The 19,423-nt window shown below is 75.3% G+C and carries 16 protein-coding genes; 8 read left to right on the top strand and 8 right to left on the bottom strand.

The features are described 5' to 3' along the window. Window positions 1–25: 25 nt before the first annotated feature. Window positions 26–1,087, bottom strand: coding sequence for an SGNH/GDSL hydrolase family protein (locus tag PKA89_RS15770; RefSeq protein WP_324421131.1), 1,062 nt, complete (start codon window positions 1,085–1,087; stop codon window positions 26–28). Between the two features lie 144 nt (window positions 1,088–1,231). Here PKA89_RS15770 and PKA89_RS15775 point away from each other — a divergent pair, with 144 nt between their 5' ends. Beyond that, window positions 1,232–2,128: a sucrase ferredoxin gene (locus tag PKA89_RS15775; protein ID WP_324421133.1), complete on the top strand. Its 897-nt coding sequence runs from the start codon at window positions 1,232–1,234 to the stop codon at window positions 2,126–2,128. A 6-nt stretch (window positions 2,129–2,134) separates the two neighbouring features. Here PKA89_RS15775 and PKA89_RS15780 read toward each other — a convergent pair whose 3' ends face one another. Next, a complete protein-coding gene (locus tag PKA89_RS15780; protein ID WP_324421135.1) occupies window positions 2,135–4,276 on the bottom strand; it encodes a DUF998 domain-containing protein in 2,142 nt (713 codons plus the stop codon). A gap of 63 nt (window positions 4,277–4,339) precedes the next feature. Here PKA89_RS15780 and PKA89_RS15785 point away from each other — a divergent pair, with 63 nt between their 5' ends. Then, complete coding sequence (locus PKA89_RS15785; RefSeq protein WP_324421137.1) at window positions 4,340–5,056, top strand: HAD-IA family hydrolase; 717 nt, start codon at window positions 4,340–4,342, stop codon at window positions 5,054–5,056. A gap of 10 nt (window positions 5,057–5,066) precedes the next feature. Then, window positions 5,067–6,740 (top strand): FAD-binding dehydrogenase, encoded by a 1,674-nt coding sequence (locus tag PKA89_RS15790; RefSeq protein WP_324421138.1) that lies wholly within the window; start codon window positions 5,067–5,069, stop codon window positions 6,738–6,740. Window position 6,741: 1 nt separating this feature from the next. Here PKA89_RS15790 and PKA89_RS15795 read toward each other — a convergent pair whose 3' ends face one another. Beyond that, entirely contained in the window at window positions 6,742–7,824 is a 1,083-nt protein-coding gene (locus tag PKA89_RS15795) for a zinc-dependent alcohol dehydrogenase family protein (protein ID WP_324421139.1), read from the bottom strand. Between the two features lie 67 nt (window positions 7,825–7,891). Here PKA89_RS15795 and PKA89_RS15800 point away from each other — a divergent pair, with 67 nt between their 5' ends. Both PKA89_RS15800 and PKA89_RS15805 read left to right on the top strand, forming a co-directional pair. Next, window positions 7,892–9,169, top strand: a complete 1,278-nt coding sequence (locus PKA89_RS15800) for an MFS transporter (RefSeq protein WP_324421140.1) — start codon at window positions 7,892–7,894, stop codon at window positions 9,167–9,169. Continuing rightward, window positions 9,166–10,359, top strand: a complete 1,194-nt coding sequence (locus PKA89_RS15805) for an MFS transporter (RefSeq protein ID WP_324421141.1) — start codon at window positions 9,166–9,168, stop codon at window positions 10,357–10,359. The genes PKA89_RS15800 and PKA89_RS15805 overlap by 4 nt, the downstream gene beginning before the upstream one ends. Here PKA89_RS15805 and PKA89_RS15810 read toward each other — a convergent pair. After that, window positions 10,356–11,000, bottom strand: coding sequence for a proteasome activator (locus tag PKA89_RS15810; RefSeq protein WP_324421142.1), 645 nt, complete (start codon window positions 10,998–11,000; stop codon window positions 10,356–10,358). The two genes, PKA89_RS15805 and PKA89_RS15810, sit on opposite strands and share 4 nt — an antisense overlap. A gap of 105 nt (window positions 11,001–11,105) precedes the next feature. Here PKA89_RS15810 and PKA89_RS15815 point away from each other — a divergent pair, with 105 nt between their 5' ends. Together PKA89_RS15815 and PKA89_RS15820 are read left to right on the top strand one after the other, a co-directional pair. Beyond that, entirely contained in the window at window positions 11,106–11,714 is a 609-nt protein-coding gene (locus PKA89_RS15815) for a DUF2975 domain-containing protein (protein WP_324421143.1), read from the top strand. After that, complete coding sequence (locus tag PKA89_RS15820; RefSeq protein WP_324421144.1) at window positions 11,714–11,941, top strand: helix-turn-helix transcriptional regulator; 228 nt, start codon at window positions 11,714–11,716, stop codon at window positions 11,939–11,941. Before PKA89_RS15815 ends, PKA89_RS15820 begins: the two co-directional genes overlap by 1 nt. Window positions 11,942–12,010: 69 nt before the next feature. Here PKA89_RS15820 and PKA89_RS15825 read toward each other — a convergent pair whose 3' ends face one another. From PKA89_RS15825 to PKA89_RS15840, 4 genes are all read right to left on the bottom strand, one after another. Continuing rightward, window positions 12,011–13,258, bottom strand: coding sequence for an MFS transporter (locus tag PKA89_RS15825; protein WP_324421145.1), 1,248 nt, complete (start codon window positions 13,256–13,258; stop codon window positions 12,011–12,013). A 148-nt stretch (window positions 13,259–13,406) separates the two neighbouring features. Then, the gene (locus PKA89_RS15830; RefSeq protein WP_324421146.1) at window positions 13,407–16,280 is read right to left on the bottom strand and encodes an FtsX-like permease family protein; all 2,874 of its coding nucleotides are present in this window, start codon (window positions 16,278–16,280) and stop codon (window positions 13,407–13,409) included. Next, complete coding sequence (locus PKA89_RS15835; protein ID WP_324421147.1) at window positions 16,277–17,008, bottom strand: ABC transporter ATP-binding protein; 732 nt, start codon at window positions 17,006–17,008, stop codon at window positions 16,277–16,279. The genes PKA89_RS15830 and PKA89_RS15835 overlap by 4 nt, the downstream gene beginning before the upstream one ends. Then, the gene (locus tag PKA89_RS15840; protein ID WP_324421148.1) at window positions 17,005–17,664 is read right to left on the bottom strand and encodes a PadR family transcriptional regulator; all 660 of its coding nucleotides are present in this window, start codon (window positions 17,662–17,664) and stop codon (window positions 17,005–17,007) included. Before PKA89_RS15840 ends, PKA89_RS15835 begins: the two co-directional genes overlap by 4 nt. A 237-nt stretch (window positions 17,665–17,901) precedes the next feature. Between PKA89_RS15840 and PKA89_RS15845 the strand changes: the two genes are divergently transcribed. Then, window positions 17,902–19,422: an AMP-binding protein gene (locus PKA89_RS15845; protein ID WP_324421149.1), complete on the top strand. Its 1,521-nt coding sequence runs from the start codon at window positions 17,902–17,904 to the stop codon at window positions 19,420–19,422. The last annotated feature ends 1 nt before the right edge of the window (window position 19,423 follow it).

The raw sequence follows: 19,423 nt of genomic DNA on the forward strand, positions 1-19,423 counted from the left end.
CGGCCACCCGTCCCCGCGCCACCGGTCAGCGCCCGGCCACCCGCGCCCGGTGCTCGGCGGCCTGACGGGCCGACCAGAGACGGTCGGCGGCGTCGACGCTCGCCCGGTCGTCCACGTCGACCCCGGCCCGCTGCGCCGCCGCGAGGGCTCGCGGGCTGTGCAGGTCGGGGAGCAGGACGCGCTCGGGCCGGATGCTGCGGTCCGCGGCGGCCCACCGGCTCTCCCGGGTCGCGAGGGTGTCGGCCGACGCCGCCGCGGTGCTCCGCAGCGCGGCGGTCACGGTCACGGTCGCGCCGGTCAGGTAGGGGCTGACCGCCGGGGTGTACCCGTTCGCGTGCCCCTCCTTCTTCGGGTGGTAGCTGTTCTCGATCGGGTTGGACAGGCCGTTGATCCACTCCGGGCTGTCGCACACGGCGTGCCCGACGAAGCGCGAGGTGGGGTTGGCGAACGAGAAGCCGGCCGCCGCGGCCCGCTGCGCGGTGACCGAGTTGATGAGGTCGGCGGTGGCGTTGAGGCGCTTCTCCTCGGCGGGGGAGAACCACGTCAGCGCGTTGCAGTCCTCCCCGTTGAAGATCCGCGGGTAGCCGACGACCGTCACCCGGGCCTTCGGCGCCCTGGCCCGGATGCTCGAGTACAGCGTCGACAGACGGGTCTTCAGGGTGCCGCTGATGAACGCCTGGGCGTCGTCGACCGCGCCGTTGCAGTCGCTCATCCACCCCGGCTGCGCGCACTCGGTCAGCACGTCCGCGAAGCCGGCGTCGTTGCCGCCGATCGAGATCGAGACGTACGAGGTCGACGCCGACAGCGCGGAGAGCTGGGTGCGCGTCACGTCGGCGACGGTCGCGCCGGAGCAGGCGCGGAAGGTGAGGGCGTACCCCTTGGCCGACGCGATGAGCGACGGGTAGGCGTACACGGAACGCAGGCAGGAGGTGCCGTCCGCGATGTAGTCGCGGGTGCCGGTACCGGAGGAGTAGCTGTCCCCGAGGGCGACGTAGGAGGGCGCCGCCGCCTGGGCGGGCAGGGCGGTGAGCGCGAGTGCGGCGGCCGATCCGAGCGCGGCGGTGGCCATGGCACGTCGTCGGGACATGGGTGTTCCTCCTGGGTGGACGTGGTGGGGTGGGTGCGGCTCACGCTAGGGCGGGGAGCGGTCGCGCGCCTCCCGGGCGGGTCGCCCGGCCGGGGCAGCACTCCCCGGGCCGGTGCGCGCGGCCCGCCGCGTAGCATCGCCCGAATGGCCCTCACCGACCTCTCCCGCTGCTCGGCGGCGGCCCGGCACCGGCGCGAGCCCCTCGGGGGGTCCGCTCCGGTCGCGAGCCGCTGGCTCCTCGTCGAGCACCCCGGGCCCTGGGCCAGGCAGCCGCTCGAGACCCCGCCGTTCCTCGGCCGGCTGGGCGAGGAGATCGAGTCCACCTGCGCCTCCTTCGGCGGCCGCGCCCTCCTCGTACGCCGCCAGGGCCGGCGCGGGACCGACCCAGGGGAGCGCCACTGGTTCGCCGTCGACACGGTGCGCCGCACCTGGCTGCGCGGCACCTGGCGCACCGCCGAGGACGTCCTGGCGGCCGCCCGAGCCCTCGGGACACCGTTGAGCGCCAGCGACACCGACGCCGAGCCGATGCTGCTCGTGTGCACCCAGGGCACCCGCGACGCGTGCTGTGCCGTGCGGGGGCGGCCGATCGTCGCCGGCCTCGCGCGCGAGTGGCCCGAGGAGGTCTGGGAGTGCACCCACCTCGGGGGCCACCGGTTCTCGGGCACGCTGCTCGCCCTCCCCGACGGCGCCTGCTACGGCTACCTCGACGCCGAGACCGTGACGCCGCTCGTCGCCGACCACCTGGCCGGCCGGGTCGACGGCCGCCACCTGCGGGGGGTCACCCGCTGGGAGCCCGCCGTGCAGGCCGCGCTGGCCCGCGTGCTCGCCGACCACGGACCGGCCGGGCTCGCCGACGTCGTCCCCGGCCGTGTGGACTCCGAGGGCGACGTGACCCGCGTCGAGGTGCTCGGCTCCGGGCCGGTCCCCGACCGCGTCCTCGTCGAGGTCCGTTCCGAGCAGGTCTCGGACTGGAGCCTCAGCTGCGGTGCCGGACCGAAACCCGCCGTCGTGCGACGCACCGAGGTCCTCGACGCGCGATGACCCCGGTCAGGACGACGACGCGGACGAGGAGGGCACGTCCTCGATGGACGGCTCGACACGGGTGTCGGCGGTCTTCTCGCAGGTGCGCTTCGGGTCCGCCGCCCGGGTGTCGATCCGGCTGCCGTTGATGATCGACACGTCGTCGTAGGCCGGCCGTCCCTCGATGACGTCGCGGAAGCGGTAGCGCGTGAGGGACGACAGCCGGCAGTCGGTGCCGAAGGTCAGCACGTCGAACGAGGAGGGCTGGCCGACCAGCTCCTCGCCGTCCCCGGCGCTGAGGAAGTGGCTGAACGGGCCGCCGCCGGTGAACGTGCCGACCTGGATCCGGTTGCCCTCGAGGTCGGTCGAGTGCATGTGCCCGTTGAGCAGGATCCCGCCGGCGAGCCCGGAGACGGCCCACGGCTCGTGGCTGACGACGACGTCGGGCGGTGTGCGACCCTCGAACGCCTTCTCGAAGGCGTCGCGCGCCGGCAGCTGCTTGGCCCGCGAGCCGGTGCCGGAGTCGCCGAACCAGCGCGGGTCGTTGAACCCGGCGATGGTCACGCCCGCGACGGTCACCTCGCGGTACCCCGCGTCGCCGGGCGGCTGGAGCAGCACGACGTTGGGGATCTTCCCCATCCGGCTCAGCACGGCCGTGTCCGTGGCGCTCATGGCGTCGTGGTTGCCGCGCACGAACACGTACGGCACGCCGAGCGACTGGATGCCGGCGAACATCCCGGCGGCCTCGCCCTCCTGCACGGTGCCGAAGTTCACGAGGTCGCCGGAGTCGATGACGAGGTCGATGCTCTCGGTCTCGATGACCGACTTCATGAGCGAGTACTGGTTGCCGCCGTGGATGTCGCTGACGAAGAGGACGCGCAGCGCGGGGGTCGACTCGAGCGACCCGGCGGCGTACTTCTGCTGGAGGGCCGTCGAGAGCGCCAGCAGGTTGCGGACGTACGGGGTGACCTGGCTCGCCCGGCTCTCGACGTCGTCGAGCAGGCCGGCGTTGCGCTGGAAGGTGCCGAGGACGTCGGTGGCGCGCAGCGAGGTCTGCCGGCTCGGCTGGTAGGTCGTCCACAGCGAGGCGGCGGTGCCGACCGTGGCGACGGTCCAGGCCACCACCGACGCGACGACGAGCACGTGCGGTGGCCGGCGGCGGCGGGCCATCACGTAGACCCCGAGGACGAGCAGGACGAGGACCAGGGCGCCGATCCCGAAGCGCAGGACGACGTCGAGGGCGACGTCGCGGATGGCCGAGTTCAGCTCCTCGGGCCCGGGGCGCAGGCTCGCGAGGCTCACCGTCGGACGCGAGAGGACGTCGGTGATGCTCGCCTTGACCTGGGGCACCGTGCGCACCCCGGGGGCGAGGCCCGAGAACGTGACCCGCACGTCGCCGAAGGTCGTCTCGGCGGCGAGCTCGCCGAGCCGGGCGGGGGCGGCGTCGAGGGTGACGGAGGCCCGGTAGGTGCGCGTCTCGGCGGTGGCGGGGGCGACGGTCGTGGCGGCGATGCCCGCGGCGAAGCAGGCCCCGACGAGCAGCACGGTGCCGAGGGCGTGGCGCAGGCGGTGCGACCCGATGCGGTGGCCGGCGCTCCACCAGAGCCCGACCGCGGTGACGAGCGGCCAGAGGGCGGTGGCCCCGGCGACGAGCCGCTCGTGGAGCCCGAACGCGCTCCCCCCGATCCCGACGCCGAGCGAGGCGACGGCGGCGAGCAGCACGGCGGCGGCAGGCCACGCGACGCGCGGGCGGAGGACCGGGGGCCGGTCCGGCCCGGCGGCGAGGGCCGGCCACACCGCGAGGAGGAGGAAGGAGAGCGACGCGACGGCCGTGTGCACGAGCGAGGACTCGTCGCGGGACGGCAGCGGGACGCAGGCGACGGCCACGGTGGCCAGGCCGCCGAGGCCGAGGGCGACCCGACCCCACCGGCGGGCCGCCCCGAGCGCCCAGGCGGTGACGAGGTGGCCGACCCCGGTGAGGACGAGCGCGGTGGTCATCACCCAGCGGTGCGGCGTGGCGAGCGAGGCGAGCGCGCTGATCGACTCGGCCCGCTCGTCGAAGCCCGGCCCGACGAGGTTCGCCGCCCAGCTCCACCCGCCGACCAGCGCGACCAGCGTCGCGGCGGCGCTGGCGACGGCGGTCCGGGGGTGTCCGGCGGGGCGGGCCATGGCGACCACCCTAGGTCGGGCACCTGCGGGCCCGGGCCGGGTCCCACGACCTAGGGTGGCAGTGTGCCCGGCACCCCTTCGCTCCCGGACGTCCTCGCCCGCCCGTTCGCCGCGGTGCTGCTCGACATGGACGGCACCCTCGTCGACTCCACGCCCTCGGTCGTCCGCTCGTGGCTGCGCTGGTGCGAGGAGTACGGCGTCGACCCGGCCCGGCTGGCCGGCCAGCACGGCGTCACCGCGCGCAACCTCATCGCCGGGCTGCTGCCGGCCGAGCAGGGCGAGGAGGCCTTCCGGCGGATCGAGCGGCTCGAGGTCGAGGACGTCGAGGGCACGACCCTCCTGCCGGGCGCGCACGACCTGCTCGTCGCCCTCCGCGACGCCGGCGTGCCGACGGCCATCGTCACCTCCTCGAGCGGCCCGCTGGCCGAGGCCCGGCTCGGCGCCACCGCGCTGCCGCACCCGGAGGTCGTCGTGACCGCCGACGACGTCGTGCGCGGCAAGCCCTTCCCCGACCCGTGGCTGCTCGGGGCCGAGCGGCTCGGGGTCGCCCCGGCCGACTGCCTCGTCGTCGAGGACGCCGTGGCGGGGCTGCGGGCGGCCCGTGACGCGGGGTGTGGTGGCCTCGTCGCCGTCACGACGACGACCGACCGCGCCGACCTCGCGGAGGTCGCGGACCTCGTCGTCAGCTCGGTCGCCGACCTGCGGGTCGACCTCTCCGGAGGGCAGGCCCGTCTCACCGGCGCCGCCGGGACCTCCCCGGGTGGGCCGCCCACCGCCTAGGGTGCACCTCGTGGATGCCGACGTCGTGGTCGTGGGAGCCGGGCTGGCCGGCCTCGTCGCCGCGTGCGAGGTCGCCGACCGGGGTGGTGCGGTCGTGCTCCTCGACCAGGAGTCGGAGGCCGACCTCGGCGGTCAGGCGTGGTGGAGCTTCGGCGGGCTGTTCCTCGTCGACTCGCCCGAGCAGCGGCGGATGGGGATCCGCGACTCGGTCGACCTCGCGTGGCAGGACTGGCAGGGCACCGCCGGCTGGGACCGGCTGACCGCCCCCGACGGCGGGCCCGGTCCGGACCACTGGGGGCGCGAGTGGGCCCGCAGCTACGTCGACTGGGCGGCCGGCGAGAAACGCGACTGGCTCCGGGCGCAGGGCGTCTCGTTCTTCCCGGTCGTCGGCTGGGCCGAGCGGGGCGACGGGACGAGCGGGGGCCACGGCAACTCCGTCCCGCGGTTCCACATCCCGTGGGGCACCGGCACGGGGGTCGTCGCACCGTTCGAGCGGCGGATCCGCGAGCACATGGCCGGCGGCCGCGTCGTCTACCTGCCGCGGCACCGGGTCGACGAGCTGGTCACGACCGGCGGCGTCGTCAGCGGCGTGGGCGGTTCCGTTCTCGCCGAGGACGACTCGCCTCGAGGAGTGGCGAGCAGCCGGGAGGTCGTCGGGCCGTTCGAGTACGGCGCGCAGGCCGTGCTCGTGGCCTCCGGAGGCATCGGCGGCAACCACGACCTGGTGCGTGCGAACTGGCCGGAGCGGCTCGGCACGCCGCCGGCGACGATGCTCACCGGCGTCCCCGCGTACGTCGACGGCCGGATGCTCGGCATCACCGAGGCGGCCGGGGGCACGGTCGTGAACCGCGACCGGATGTGGCACTACGTCGAGGGCGTGCGCAACTGGGACCCGGTGTGGCCGGGGCACGCCATCCGTATCCTCCCCGGCCCGAGCTCGCTCTGGTTCGACGCCCGCGGCGACCGGCTGCCCAGCCCCTACCTGCCCGGCTTCGACACCCTCGGCACGCTGGACCACCTGCGGCACACCGGGTTCGACCACTCGTGGTTCGTCCTCAACCGCTCGCTCGTCGGCAAGGAGTTCGCGTTGTCGGGGTCGGAGCAGAACCTCGACCTCACCGAGCGTCGGTACCGCGACGTCCTGCGGCGCCCGGTCACGGCGGTGCCGCCGGCCGTGCAGGCGTTCCTCGACCACGGCGAGGACTGGCTGACCGCCGACACCATCGGCGGGCTCGTCGCGCGGATGAACGAGCTCGAGCCGGACACCCCCATCGACCCGGCGCACCTCGAGCGGCAGGTCGTCGAGCGTGACCGCCAGGTCGACAACCCGTTCACCAAGGACGCCCAGGTCGCGGCCATCCGCGTCGCGCGCCGCTACCGCGGGGACCGGCTGACCAAGCGCGCCTTCCCGCCCCACCGCATCCTCGACCCGAGGCACGGACCCCTCGTGGCCGTCCGGCTGCGGGTCCTGTCCCGCAAGACGCTCGGCGGCCTGCACACCGACCTCGGTGGTCGGGTCCTCGGCGCGGACGGGACGCCGGTGCCGGGGCTGTACGCGGCGGGGGAGGTGTCGGGCTTCGGCGGCGGTGGGGTGCACGGGTACCGCGCGCTCGAGGGCACCTTCGTCGGGGGCTGCCTCTTCAGCGGCCGGCAGGCCGGACGAGCCATCGCCGCCGCACTCTGACTCAGCGGCCCGGCTCGAGCAGGACCTTGAGGCTCGTCGGGTCCGAGCGCAGCGTCTCGAGCGCCTGCGCGTACTCGGACAGCCCGAACCGGTGGGTGACGAGCCCGTCGGTCCGCACCCGCCCGGACCGCAGCAGGGCCAGCGACCGGTCGAGGCAGTCGACCTGCGCGAAGGAGCCCTTGACGGTCAGCTGCCGCCGGAACACGTCGTAGGGGCTGAGCGGGATGCGGGCGTCCTCGCGGCACATCCCGTAGACGAAGACCGTGCCGTTCGTCGCGGTGAGCCACGGGAGGGTCTCGACGACCGACGCGGCGCCGGTGACGTCGACGGTCACGTCGAAGCCGCCCGGCTGGAGGTCGCGCAGCGTCCGTGCCGTCTCGGCGGCCTCCCGGGTCACCTCGACGACGCGGTCGACGCCGTAGGCCGTCGCGAGGTCCAGCTTGAAGCGGGTCGGGGCGGCGACCGTCACCCGGCCGGCGCCGCCGTGGAGCAGCAGCTGCGCGAGGAGCAGCCCCGTCGTCCCCGCCCCGACGACGAGGACGTCGGCCCCGGGACGCAGCCCGAGGACGTCCATCCCGTGCACGGCGCACGCGAGGGGCTCGGCGAGCACGGCGACCTCCGGTGGCAGGTCGTCCGCCGGGTAGACCTTGTGCGCGGGGCTGAGCAGCGACTCGGCGAAGCCACCGGGCGCGTTGACCCCGAGCGAGTGGAAGTGCTCGCAGAACAGGTGGTTCCCGCGGGAGCACTCGGGGCAGCGCCCGCACGCCGACGCGTTGTCGACGGCGACCCGCTGCCCGGGCTCGACGTGCGTCACGCCCGCGCCGACCGCGCGCACCGTGCCCGTCGCCTCGTGCCCGGGCGTCAGCGGGAAGGCGGCGAAGAAGCCGCCCTCGTGCAGGTGCAGGTCGGTGCCGCAGACCCCCGCGAGGTCGACGTCGACGACCACCTCGCCCGGCCCGGCGACCGGTCGCGGCACCTCGCGGACGGTGAGCGACCGCGGCGCGTCGTAGACGACCGCCCGCATCGTGGCGTCGGTGGCGGCGGTGGCGGCGGGGGAACCGGGAGCGGGCGCGGCATCGGACACATTCACCTTCCTAGCGGACCGGACCGACCGACGACAGGCCCCGCCCACGCCTCGTTAGACTCGCCGGGTGCCGCCGACGACCCGCATCCCGGCCGAGGTCGGGCGCCCTCTCCACCGGCACACCGACTTCCGCCGCTTCTGGCTCGCGCGACAGGTCTCCGTCGCCGGCACCCTCGTCACCGCGGTCGCCCTGCCGGTCCTCGTCTACCGGCTGAGTGGCAGTGCGTCGCTCACCGCCCTCGTCACCCTCGTCGAGGGCCTGCCGTACCTCCTCCTCGGCCTCTTCGCCGGAGCGCTCGCCGACCGGCTCGACCGGCGCCGGGTCATGGTCGCCGCCGACGTCGTCAGCGCCCTCGCCATCGGCTCGGTGCCGGTCGCGCACGAGCTCGGTGTGCTCACCGTCTGGCACGCGCTCGTCGCCGGCTTCCTCGCCCAGGCGAGCTTCGTCTTCTTCGAGGGCGCGGCGTTCGGTGCGTTGCCGGCCATCGTCGGCCGCTCGCGGCTCGGCGCGGCGAACGCGGCGATCTGGGGCTTCGGCTCGCTGCTGGACCTCGGGATGCCGATGCTCGCCGGCGTCCTCCTCGCGGCGGTGCACCCGGCGATGCTGCTCGGGGTCGACGCCCTGAGCTTCCTCGCCTCGGCAGCCGCCGTCGTCGGCATCGCCACCCGGCTGAGCGCCGCCCGCGACCTGCCGCCGCTGCGGCCCCGCGCCCTCGTCGACGAGGTGGCCACCGGGCTGCGGTTCCTCGTCGCGCACGCGGGCGTGCGCTCGCAGACCGTCGTCGGCTTCCTCCTCTCGCTCTCCGGCGCCGGGTTCATGGCCCTCTCGGTGCCGTACGCCGACCGGCTCCTCGGGGTCGGCACGAGCGGATGGCGGTTCGGTGCCGTCTTCGCCGCCTGGGGGATCGGCGGGATCCTCGCCGCGACGCTCACGCCACGCCTCCACCGTCGGGTCTCGACGAGCCGGGCGACCCTGCTCGCCCTCCCGCTGGCGGCGGCCGCGGGGCTCGTCGTGGCCACGACCGCGTCCTGGACGGTGTCGGTCGTCGCGATGGTGCTGTGGGGCATCGGCTACCAGTCGGTCCTCCTCACCTCGATGACCTACCGGCAGATGGCCACGCCCGAGCCGCTGCTCGGACGGGTCAACACGGCCGGGCGGATGCTCTCGTTCGGCGTCGGGTGGACGGTCGGCGCGCTGGGTGCCGGTGCGCTCGCGGCCCTCGTCGGCACCCGCGGAGCCATCGTCGGCGTGGTGTCGGTCGGGGTGCTCGCCGCGGGCTTCGGCTGGCTCTCCCCGCTCCGGACGCTGGGCGCGGACCCGCACCCCGAGGAGGACCCGACGTGACCGAGGTCGAGGTCGTCGACGCCGTGCCGACCCGCTTCACGGCGAGCCGGTGGGGGCTGCTCGCCGCGTTCTCGCTCGTCGTCGCCACGACCCAGGTGCTCTGGCTGACCTTCGCGCCGGTGACCGTCGAGTCGGCCCGCGCGCTCGGGGTGTCGGAGGGCCTCGTCGGCGACCTCGCCGTCGTCAACCCGCTGCTCTTCGTCGTGCTCGCCCTCCCAGCAGGGCGGTTCGTCGACCGCGGCCTGCACGCGACGCTCACCGCCGGTGCCCTGTGCACCGTCGCCGGCGCCCTCGTCCGGCTCGTCGACACCTCGTCGTACGGGTGGCAGCTGGCCGGTCAGCTCCTCGCCTCGGTGGCCCAGCCGCTCGTCCTCACGGCGACGACGACGCTCGCCGCCCGCTGCTTCCCGCCGCGCGAGCGCACCGTGGCCATCGCCGTCGGCAGCGCGGCACAGTTCGTCGGGGTGCTCGTCGGCGCCCTCGGCGGCGCCCCCCTCGTCGCGGCCGGCGGGCTGCCGCGGCTGCTCACCGCCCACGCCGTCCTCGCGGTCGTCGGCTCGGTCCTCCTCCTCGTCATGCTGCGGGTCGCCGTCGTCGCCCCGGTGGCGCACCGCGACGCCCACGGGCTGCGTTGGCTCCGGCACGAACCGCTGCTCTGGCGGCTCGCCGGGCTCCTCCTCGTCGGCGTCGGGGTCTTCAACGCCGTCGCCACCTGGCTCGACCCGGTGATGGCCGGCCTGGGGCACCCGGGGGTGGGCGGCCCGCTGATCGCCGTCACCACGGTCGCCGGCATCCTCGGGGCGGCCGTGCTCCCCGGGCCGGCCGCCGCACGCGGACACCGGCGGACCCTCCTCGCCGTCGCGACCGCCTGCACCGGTGTGGTGTTCGTCCTGCTCGTGTTCCTGAACACGCCCGTCGTCGCGGGGGTGTTGCTCGCCGTGCTCGGGTTCGTCCTCCTCGCCGGGCTCCCGGTGGCGCTCGAGTGGTCCGAGGCGCACGTGGGGGTCGCCCGCTCCGGCACAGCGACGGCGTTCCTCCTCCTCGCCGGCAACCTCGGCGGGGTGCTGCTCGTCCTCGCGGTCCAGCCGTTCGTCGGGATGCCCCGCCTCGCGCTCGGTGTGGTCGCCCTGGCGGCCCTGCCGGGGCTGTGGCTCGCGCTGCGGCTGCCGCGCCGCGAGGACCCGGCCTAGAGGTACTGGCCGGTGCCCTCGGCGTGACCCGGCTCCCCCGGGTGCTGCTGCGGCACCGGCATCCCACCGGGCCCGGCCGGGCCGTGCCCGCGCCCGGGCTGCATCCCGGGCGGCAGGGCGCGCATCTGCTGCAGCTGGGCCTGGGCGGCCATCTGCTGGGCGACGAGCGCGGTCTGGATGCCGTGGAAGAGGCCCTCGAGCCAGCCGACGAGCTGGGCCTGGGCGATGCGCAGCTCGGCGTCCGACGGCTCGGCGTCCTTGAACGGCAAAGCGATCCGTTCCAGCTCGGCGACGAGCTCAGGGGCGAGGCCGTCCTTGAGCTCGGCGATCGAACGGTCGTGGATGGCGGCGAGGCGGGCCCGGCCGCGTTCGTCGAGGGGGGCGCTGCGGACCTCCTCGAGCAGCTGCTTGACCATCGACCCGATGCGCATCACCTTGGCCGGCTGCTCGACGAGGTCGGCGGGGTTGCGGGCGGCCTCGTCGTGCTCGTGCTCCTCGCCCTCCGCCGGTCGCGGCGCGACACCCATCCCCTCGGGGGTCACGACGACGACGCGGTCGGGGTCGCCGACGACGGTGGCGGGGACGGCCCGGCCCGCGTCGTCGTCGGCGGGGTCGCGGTCGGTGCGGGGCTGGTCGCTCATGCCCCCATCCTGCCCCGCGCGACGCCGGTCCGTGCGTTGACATCGACAGTCGATATGCATATCGTCTGTCGATAACACATCGACTCTCGATACGAGGAGGACGCCATGAGCGCCACCACCCACCACCGCCGCGACCTGTTCGCCTTCGGGCGGTCCGACCGGTGGGGGCTGGCCCTGCTCGTCGGCCTCGTGGGAGTCGTCACCGTCGTCGTCCAGGTCGTGCAACCGGCCGCGCGGTGGGTCGGTGGCGACCCGATGCCGGTCGGGTACGCCGGCCGGGTCCGTGTGCCCGCGCTGGACGCGCTCGGGGTGCGGCACGAGGACGGGTCCGTCACCGCCCTGGTCCCCGACCCCGGGACGACCGTGCGCGTCGTCGACCTCCTCCTCGGGCTCGCGCTCAGCGCGGTCGTCCTCGGGGCCGGATGGCTCGTCCTGCGGGTCATGCGTGACGTCGCGGCCGGCGACCCGTTCCGCCCGGTCAACGTCACCCGCCTGCGGGTGCTCGCCGGCCTCGTCGCCATCGCGCTGCCGGCGGTGTGGTTCGGCCGGGCCTCGGTCGACGCGGCGGCCCTGACCCGGCTCGGGCCGGACCTCGTCGTCCTCGTCCTCGACCTGCCGTGGGTGCCGGTCCTCGCGGGCACCGTCGTGGCCCTCCTCGCCGAGGCGTTCAAGCTCGGTGGGCGGCTGCGCGACGACGTCGCGGGCCTCGTCTGATGCCGGTCGACGAGCCGCACCGCGTCGTCTGCCACCTCGACCGGCTGCTCGAGGAGCGCGGGATGACCCTCGCGGCCCTCGCCGAGGCGGTGGGCGTGACGGTCGTCAACCTCTCGGTCCTCAAGAACGACCGGGCGAAGGCCATCCGGTTCAGCACGCTGACGGCGGTGTGCGACGTCCTCGGCTGCCAGCCCGGCGACGTGCTGACCGTCGAGCCGACCGCCTGACCCGGTCCGACCGCCCAGCGCCGGGCCCCCGCACCTCACGCGTATCGGGTCACCCGATACGGCCGCGCTTCACCCCGGAACCGTTCCCGGGTGAAGCGCAGGGACGTCGGGTGAAGGGGCGGGCCGGCGGAGCAGCGGCTGGCCGACGAGGGCGAGCACCGCCGCGGCGACCCCGGCGGTGACGGTGACGGCGAAGGCGCCGGTGTGCCCGTGCCCGTCGGCGATGCGCCCGGCGACCGCCGACCCGACGGCGTAGCCGAGCCCGGTGACCGACGCCAGCAGCGTCATCGCCGTCCCGACCCGCGCCGGCGGCACGGCCCGCTCGCCGAGGACGAAGACGCTGATCATGTACGGCGCGACGACGAAGCCGAGGACGAGCACGACGAGGAAGAGCCGCGGCACGGTGTCGGTGAGCAGGAGCGGCGCCGAGAGCACGGCGAGCCCGGTCGCCGCGACGAGGACCCGCGAGGGCACCGTGAAGCGCGCGGGCAGCCCGGCGATCGCGAGCCCGGCGACGACCGACCCGACGCCGAGCGTCGCGTGCACGATGCCCGCGAGGCCGGCCTGCCCGGCGAGGGTGGTCAGCACCGTCGTCCCGGTCTGCACCGACCCGAAGATCACGCCCATGAGCAGCTGGGCGCCGAGGAGGACGGCGAAGGTCGCGGTGAGGATGCGCCCGCCGGCCTGCGCCGACGGGCGGTGCGCGTGGGCCAGCCGCGCCGTCGGGTGCACGGCGAACGCGGTGCCGAAGCCGAGGAGGACGACCGCCGCGATCGCCACCGCCAGCGCCGGGCTCACGAGGACGGCGAGGACGCCGACCAGGGCCGGACCCATGACGAAGGACGCCTCGTCGGCCGCGCCCTCGTACGAGAACGCGGTCTCCATCAGCCGCGGCTGGTGCTCGCCCTGGTGGCGGGTCATCGGCCGCCACCGCACCCGGGCCAGCGGCCCGACCTGCGGCATCAGCGCGCCGGCGATCGCGGCCGCCGCGACGACGACCGCCGGAACCGCCCCACCCCGGGCGAGCGCGACGAGGGCGAGCAGCCCGAGGCCGCCGGCGACCGACTGGACCAGGACGACCGGGCGCTGGCCCACCCGGTCGGCGACGCCACCGGCCACCGGGGCCCCGGCCGCGTTGGCGACGGCGAGCGCGCCGGCCGCGGCCCCGCCGAGGCCGTACGAGCCGGTCGTGCCGGAGACGAGGAGGAGGGTGCCCATCTGGCTCATCGCGAGCGGCAGGCGGCCTATGAACGCGACGAGGACGTAGAGGGGACCGGCGAGGGAGAACAGCCGCCGGTAGCTGGCGATCGGTGACACGGGGGTTGGGCCTTCGGGTCGGGCGCCCTCCCGAGAAGGGGTAGGGCGGAGCGGGTGTGCGCCGTCCCCACCTCACACGGCGCACGGAAGACCCTGTGCGTCCGCCCAGTCTACCGGCTCCACGCGGGTGCCCCGGCCGCCCGGACCCTCAGGTCGCCCGGCGGGTGACCTGAGGGGCCCGGCGGATACCCGCCGCCGCGAGCACCGCCGCGAGGACCGGCACGAGCACCCCGACCGTCGCGAGGTCGGCCCACGGGATGACGAGGATGCTCTGCCCGTCGAGCGAGGTGCTGGTCAGGGGGTCCCACCCCTGCGCGGTCAGCGGGCGGGCGATGGCGACACCCGGGACCAGCCCCACCGCGACGCCGAGGACGCAGCCGACCGCAGCGAGGACGAAGGCCTGGGCCGCCGCCATGACCCGCCGGGTGCCCCGGGTCGCGCCGAGCGCGGCGAGGGTGGCCTGGTCGGTCTGCTGCTCGGCGAGGGTGAGCGCGGTCGAGGTGAGGACGACGACGAGGATGAGGACGGCGAAGACCCCGAGGAGGATCGCGACGAAGAGCCGGTCGTCGCGCTGGAAGCCGTCCTCGCGCTGCACGCCGACCTCGTCGCCGAGTCGCTCGGACATCCGGTCGCGGACGGCGTCGGAGACCGCGGCGCCGTCGGGGTCCCGGACCGTCCACGAGAGCACCCGGGTCGGCCAGTCCTTCGTCAGCGGCGTGCCGGCGGCGAAGGCGAGGTTGCCGCCCAGCAGGCGTCCGGCGGAGTCCTTGGTCAGCGGCAGGTGCACGGCCGGGACGGCCGTGTCGGAGGTGACCGCGACCTCGGGCGGCACCGGCACCTCCGCGGCCGGGTCGACCCGGTAGGTGCCCGTGGCGACCCGGACCGTGTCGCCGCGGCCGCCGAGGAGGACCGCGGCGCCGTCCCTCACCCGGGTCGCGTCGGCGCCGGTCAGCCCGGTGCGTCGCAGCAGCTCGTCGGCGGGCAGGACGAGGACGGTGCCGGAGCCGTTGCTCATCGAGCCGTGCGTCGCGCACTGCTCGGCCCGGGGCGAGGCGGTGATCCAGGGCAGGGTGTCCTCGACCGAGCACCCCTGCGGCACGACGCTGACGAAGTGGGCGTCGTACGGCTGGGTCGGCGGCTGCGGCTCGGTCATCGCGGGGTCGCCGGCGAAGGCGTCGTTCGGGGTCACCGTGAGGCCGGGCGCCGCCGCGGCGACGTCGTCGTCGGTCAGCCCGCTCTGCGACCACGAGCTGACGACGACCTCCCCGGGCAGCGTCGTCGGCAGGTACTCCGTGCGGCGCTGCTCGGTGTCGCTCTCGAGCCCGGTGAGCCCGAAGGTGAGCCCGGCGACGACGGCGAGGACCGCGGCGACGGAGGGCGCGCTGCGGGCCCGGTGCCGGGCGAGGTCGCGGGCGGCCATCCGCAGCGACGTCGGGAGGTGCCGCCCGAGCCGGCCCACACCGGCCAGGACGACGGGGACGAGGAGCAGCGACCCGACGATGAGGACGACCGCGCCGACGACGACGAGGTACTCGGGGGTGGCCTGGAGCTCCCCGGGCAGCATCGCGTGGAGGTCGACGACCCCGGTCCCGCCGAGGGTGAGCACCGCACCGACCACGGCGAGCACGGCTCCCAGGCCGAGGACGAGGAGGCTCGGCCGGGGCGACACGCTCTGGCCCCGCATCACCCCGACGATGTCGAGGCGGCCGAGCCGGCGAGCCGGGATGAGCGCCGCCACGAAGGTGGACCCGGTGGCGCACACCGCGATCGCCGCGAGCACGCCGTAGCGGACGTCGAACGCGGTCGTGAAGAGCGGGTTGCCGGCCAGCGGGGTGAGGCGCATGACGAGCCAGGCCGTGCCGACCCCCGCGACGACCCCGAGGAGCGCCGAGGCGGCGCCGAGCACGACGGCCTGGGCGAGCACGGTCCGGCGGAGGACCGGCGTGTGCGCCCCGTTCGTGGCGGCGAGGGCCAGCGTGCGCCGCTGCCGGGCCGCGCTCACCGCGAAGGCCGGCCCGACGAGGAGCGTCGTCGACACGAGGAGCATCACCGCGGCGAGCCCGACCATCAGCCCCGTGCGCTGGAGGTCGCCCGAGGTGCGCTCGGCGACCTCGGCGGGGACGGCTGAGGCCGGCGGCGGGTGCTGGAGCACGTCGGCCGAGGTGACCCGGAACCCGGAGCGGTTGAGGTCGAGCACCTCGGGCCAGGTGACCGGGTCGTGGCCGAGGACGATCCAGCCGCCGTCGCCGGGGACGCCCTCGGCGACCGGTCCGGCGGTGACGAGGCCGGGCGTGGACCACCCGTCGAGCGCGTCGGCGGTGCCGACGAGCTGCAGGGTGCGCGCGGTGCTGCGCACGGTGACCTCGACCGTGCCGCGGTCCGGCAGGCCCCGGTCGGTCCACGCGCGGGTGACCAGCGCCTCGGCGGGCCGACCGGTGTCGGAGGGCGGCGGCGCCGGCCAGTGCCCGGAGGTGAGCCGCAGCTTGTCGCCGAGGCCGAGGCTGCCGTCGAGGGCGAGCCCCTCGACGGTGAGCCGGCGGTCGCCGTCGGTCAACCGGGCGCTGAAGTGCTCGAGCGGTGCGACGTCGGCGCCGACCAGCCGGGCCACGGCGTCGGCGTTCGCGAACGCCGACCCGTCGCGGTCGAGGCCCGGGACCGGCGTCGCGGCGTCGTCAGCCGTGCCCTGGCCGGTGTCGAGGTCGGGGCCCTGCAGAACCCGGTTGGTGTCCGGCCCCTCGAGGTAGGCCTGTCCGGTGCCCATCGTGCCGGGGATGCGTTCGACCCCGGAGACCTGGCTCGTGTACGCGATGGTGACGACGGCCGACAGGAGCAGGGTGGGCAGGAGCACCATGACGACGACGAGGGCGCTGCGTCCCCGATGGCGGCGCACGTCGCGGCGGGCCATCCGCAGGGCCACCGACCACGACGACCGCCACTGCGCGAGTCGCGACCCGGCGCCGGGTTCGCCTGCGTCGGAACGGGACTCCGGGGCCTCGGGCCGCGGGGGTGCGATGGTGCTCACGCGGGGCCGCCGGCGGCCAGCAGGTCCTCGGCGCGGTCGGAGTCGCCGGTGGAGTCGACGACCCGGCCGTCGCGGAGGAAGACCACGCGGTCGGCCCAGGCGGCGTGCCGCGCCTCGTGCGTGACGAGCAGTCCGGCCACGCCTTCGTCGCAGCGCTCCCGCAGGACGCGGAGCACCTCCTCGCCGGTGTGGCTGTCGAGGGCGCCGGTCGGCTCGTCGGCGAGGACGAACCGCCGGCTGCCGACGAGCGCGCGGGCGATGGCGACGCGCTGCTGCTGCCCGCCGGACATCTGGTCGGGATAGCGGTCGGAGAGGGGCATGAGGTCCATCAGGCCGAGCGTGTGCCGGGCCTGCCGGCGAGCCTGCCGGGCGCGCACCCCGTCGAGCTCGAGGGGGAGGGCGACGTTCTCGGCCGCGGTGAGGCTCGGGATGAGGTTGTAGTCCTGGAAGACGAAGCCCATCCGGCGGCGGCGCAGCCGCGCGAGGTCGCGGGGGGCGAGGCTGCCGAGGGTCTCGCCGCCGATGCTCACGGTGCCCGAGGTCGGGCTGTCGAGGCCGCCGGCGACGTTGAGCAGGGTGGACTTGCCCGATCCGCTCGGGCCCATCACCGCGACGAGCTCGCCGGGGTGGATCTCGAGCGAGACGTGGTCGAGGGCGACGACGCGGGTCTCGTCGTGGCCGTGGACGCGGGTGACGTCGGAGATGACGACGTGCGGTGCGGTGGTCATGCGGGGGTCCCCTCCCGGTGGGCCGGCACCTCGCCGGCGACGTGCTGCGGTGCTGCGGTGGTGCGTGGAGTGCTGGTCCGGGCATGGCGGGCCAGCACCGACTCGACGTGGTCCAGCCAGCGGACCTCCGCCTCGGCGGCGAAGACGAGGTTCTCGAGGACGAGCAGCCAGGCGAGACCGTGCTCGGCGTGCGCCGCCTCCTCGGACGTGGCCCTGCGGGCGCCCTCGGCCGTCCCCTCCGCACGGTCGAGGGCGTCCCGCTTGAGCCGGGTGAGGTCGCGCAGGTGGCGCAGGGTCGCGGTGCGCTGGCCCTGGACCACGCGGTGCACGTCGACCCCCGGGGCCGTCACCGCGAGGGCGAGCTTGATGGTCAGCTCGTCCCGCGGGGTGCTCGTGCGGTCGACCGGCGTGGTCCACCACGACGCGAGCTCGGCGCGCCCGGCCTCGGTGAGCCGGTAGGCGATGCGTCCCTCGGCGTCCGGGTCGCCGGCCTGGGCGACGAGCCCGTCGCGGACCAGCCGGTCGAGGGTCGTGTAGACCTGCCCGACGTTGAGCGGCCAGGTGCCGCCGGTGCGCTGCTCGAACTCGCCCCGCAGCCGGGCCCCGTAGGACTCGCCCTCGGCGAGCAGGGCCATGAGCCCGAGCCGGACCGACATCGGTGCCCCCCTCTCTCCCCGGGCGGATACCGGGTATTGCGTGCTCGACCGGGTATGTATACCGAGTATCACCGGGCGGGTCAAGCACCGGACCCGAGCGTGGCCGGCCGCCCACCGCCCCCGACGGACCTCTGGCCGACCGCCGGCTGACCAGACGGTGGTGATCGCCCCGTCGATCACCGAGACTGAGCCCAGCACTCCTCCGACGACGAAAGAGGCCCGCCGATGCTCGTCCCGATGACCGTGACCGACTTCATCGACCGCGCGAGGACGGTCTACGGCGACCGGGTGGGCGTCGTCGACGAGCCGAGCCAGGTGGCCGACCCGCTGCCGGACCTCACCTACGCCGAGGTGGCGACGTTGGCGGAGCGCCAGGCGGCGCGGCTCGACGAGCTCGGCATCGCGGTGGGCGACCGGGTGGCGATCGTCTCGCACAACGCGGCCCGGATGCTCGTCTCGTTCTTCGGCGTCTGCGGCTCCGGACGGGTGCTCGTCCCGGTGAACTTCCGGCTGCGCCCGGACGAGGTCCGCTACATCGTCGAGCACTCGGGGGCGCGGGTCCTCCTCGTCGACCCGGAGGTCGACGCGTCGCTGGCGTCCGTGCCGGCCGAGCACCGCATCGTCCTCGGCGACGACGACGCGCTGTACGCCCCCGAAGGCTCGACGCCGCGGCCGTGGGAGCCGGACGAGAACGCGACGGCGACCATCAACTACACCTCCGGGACGACCGCGCGGCCGAAGGGCGTGCAGATCACCCACCGCAACATCTGGACCAACGCCCTGACCTTCGGACTCCACGCCGGGGTCTCCGACCGCGACGTCTACCTGCACACGCTGCCGATGTTCCACGCCAACGGCTGGGGGATGCCGTTCGTGGCCACCGGCCTCGGCGTCAAGCAGGTCGTCCTGCGCAAGGTCGACGGCGCCGAGATCCTCCGGCGGGTGCGTGACCACGGCGTGACCTACCTGTGCGCGGCCCCGGCCGTCGTCAACGCGGTGCTCGAGGCCGCGCAGTCGTGGGAGGGCGAGGTCCCCGGCCGCGACCGGGTGCGCATCATCGTCGCCGGCGCGCCGCCCCCGACCAAGACCGTCGCCCGGGTGGAGGCCGAGCTCGGCTGGGAGTTCATCCAGATCTACGGGCTGACCGAGACCTCGCCGCTGCTCACCATCAACCGGCGGCGCGCGGAGTGGGACGGTCTCTCGGTGGAGGAGCGGGCCGAGAAGCTCGTGCGGGCCGGGGCGCCCGCGCTCGGGGTGACCCTCTCGCTGTCTCCGGACCACGAGGTGCTGGCGCGCTCCAACGTCGTCCTCGAGGGGTACTGGGAGCAGCCCGAGGAGTCGGCGCGCGCCCTCGAGGACGGCTGGTTCCACACCGGCGACGGCGGGAGCATCGGCGACGACGGCTACCTGACGATCTCGGACCGCAAGAAGGACGTCATCATCACCGGCGGCGAGAACGTGTCCTCGATCGAGGTCGAGGACGTCATCTTCAGCCATCCGGCGGTCACCGAGGTCGCCGTCATCGGCGTCCCCGACGAGAAGTGGGGCGAGACGATCAAGGCGCTCGTCGTCCTCGCGCCCGGCGAGTCGGTCTCGGAGGCCGAGCTCATCGCCTGGTGCAAGGAGCGGGCTGCCGGGTTCAAGGCGCCGACCTCGGTGGAGTTCCGCGACGAGCTGGCCCGGACGGCGACGGGCAAGCTGCAGAAGTTCAAGCTGCGCGCGCCGTACTGGGAGGGGCGGGAGCGTCAGGTCAACTGAC

It is taken from the genome of Phycicoccus sp., from assembly GCF_035325325.1.
Lineage (GTDB): Bacteria > Actinomycetota > Actinomycetes > Actinomycetales > Dermatophilaceae > Phycicoccus.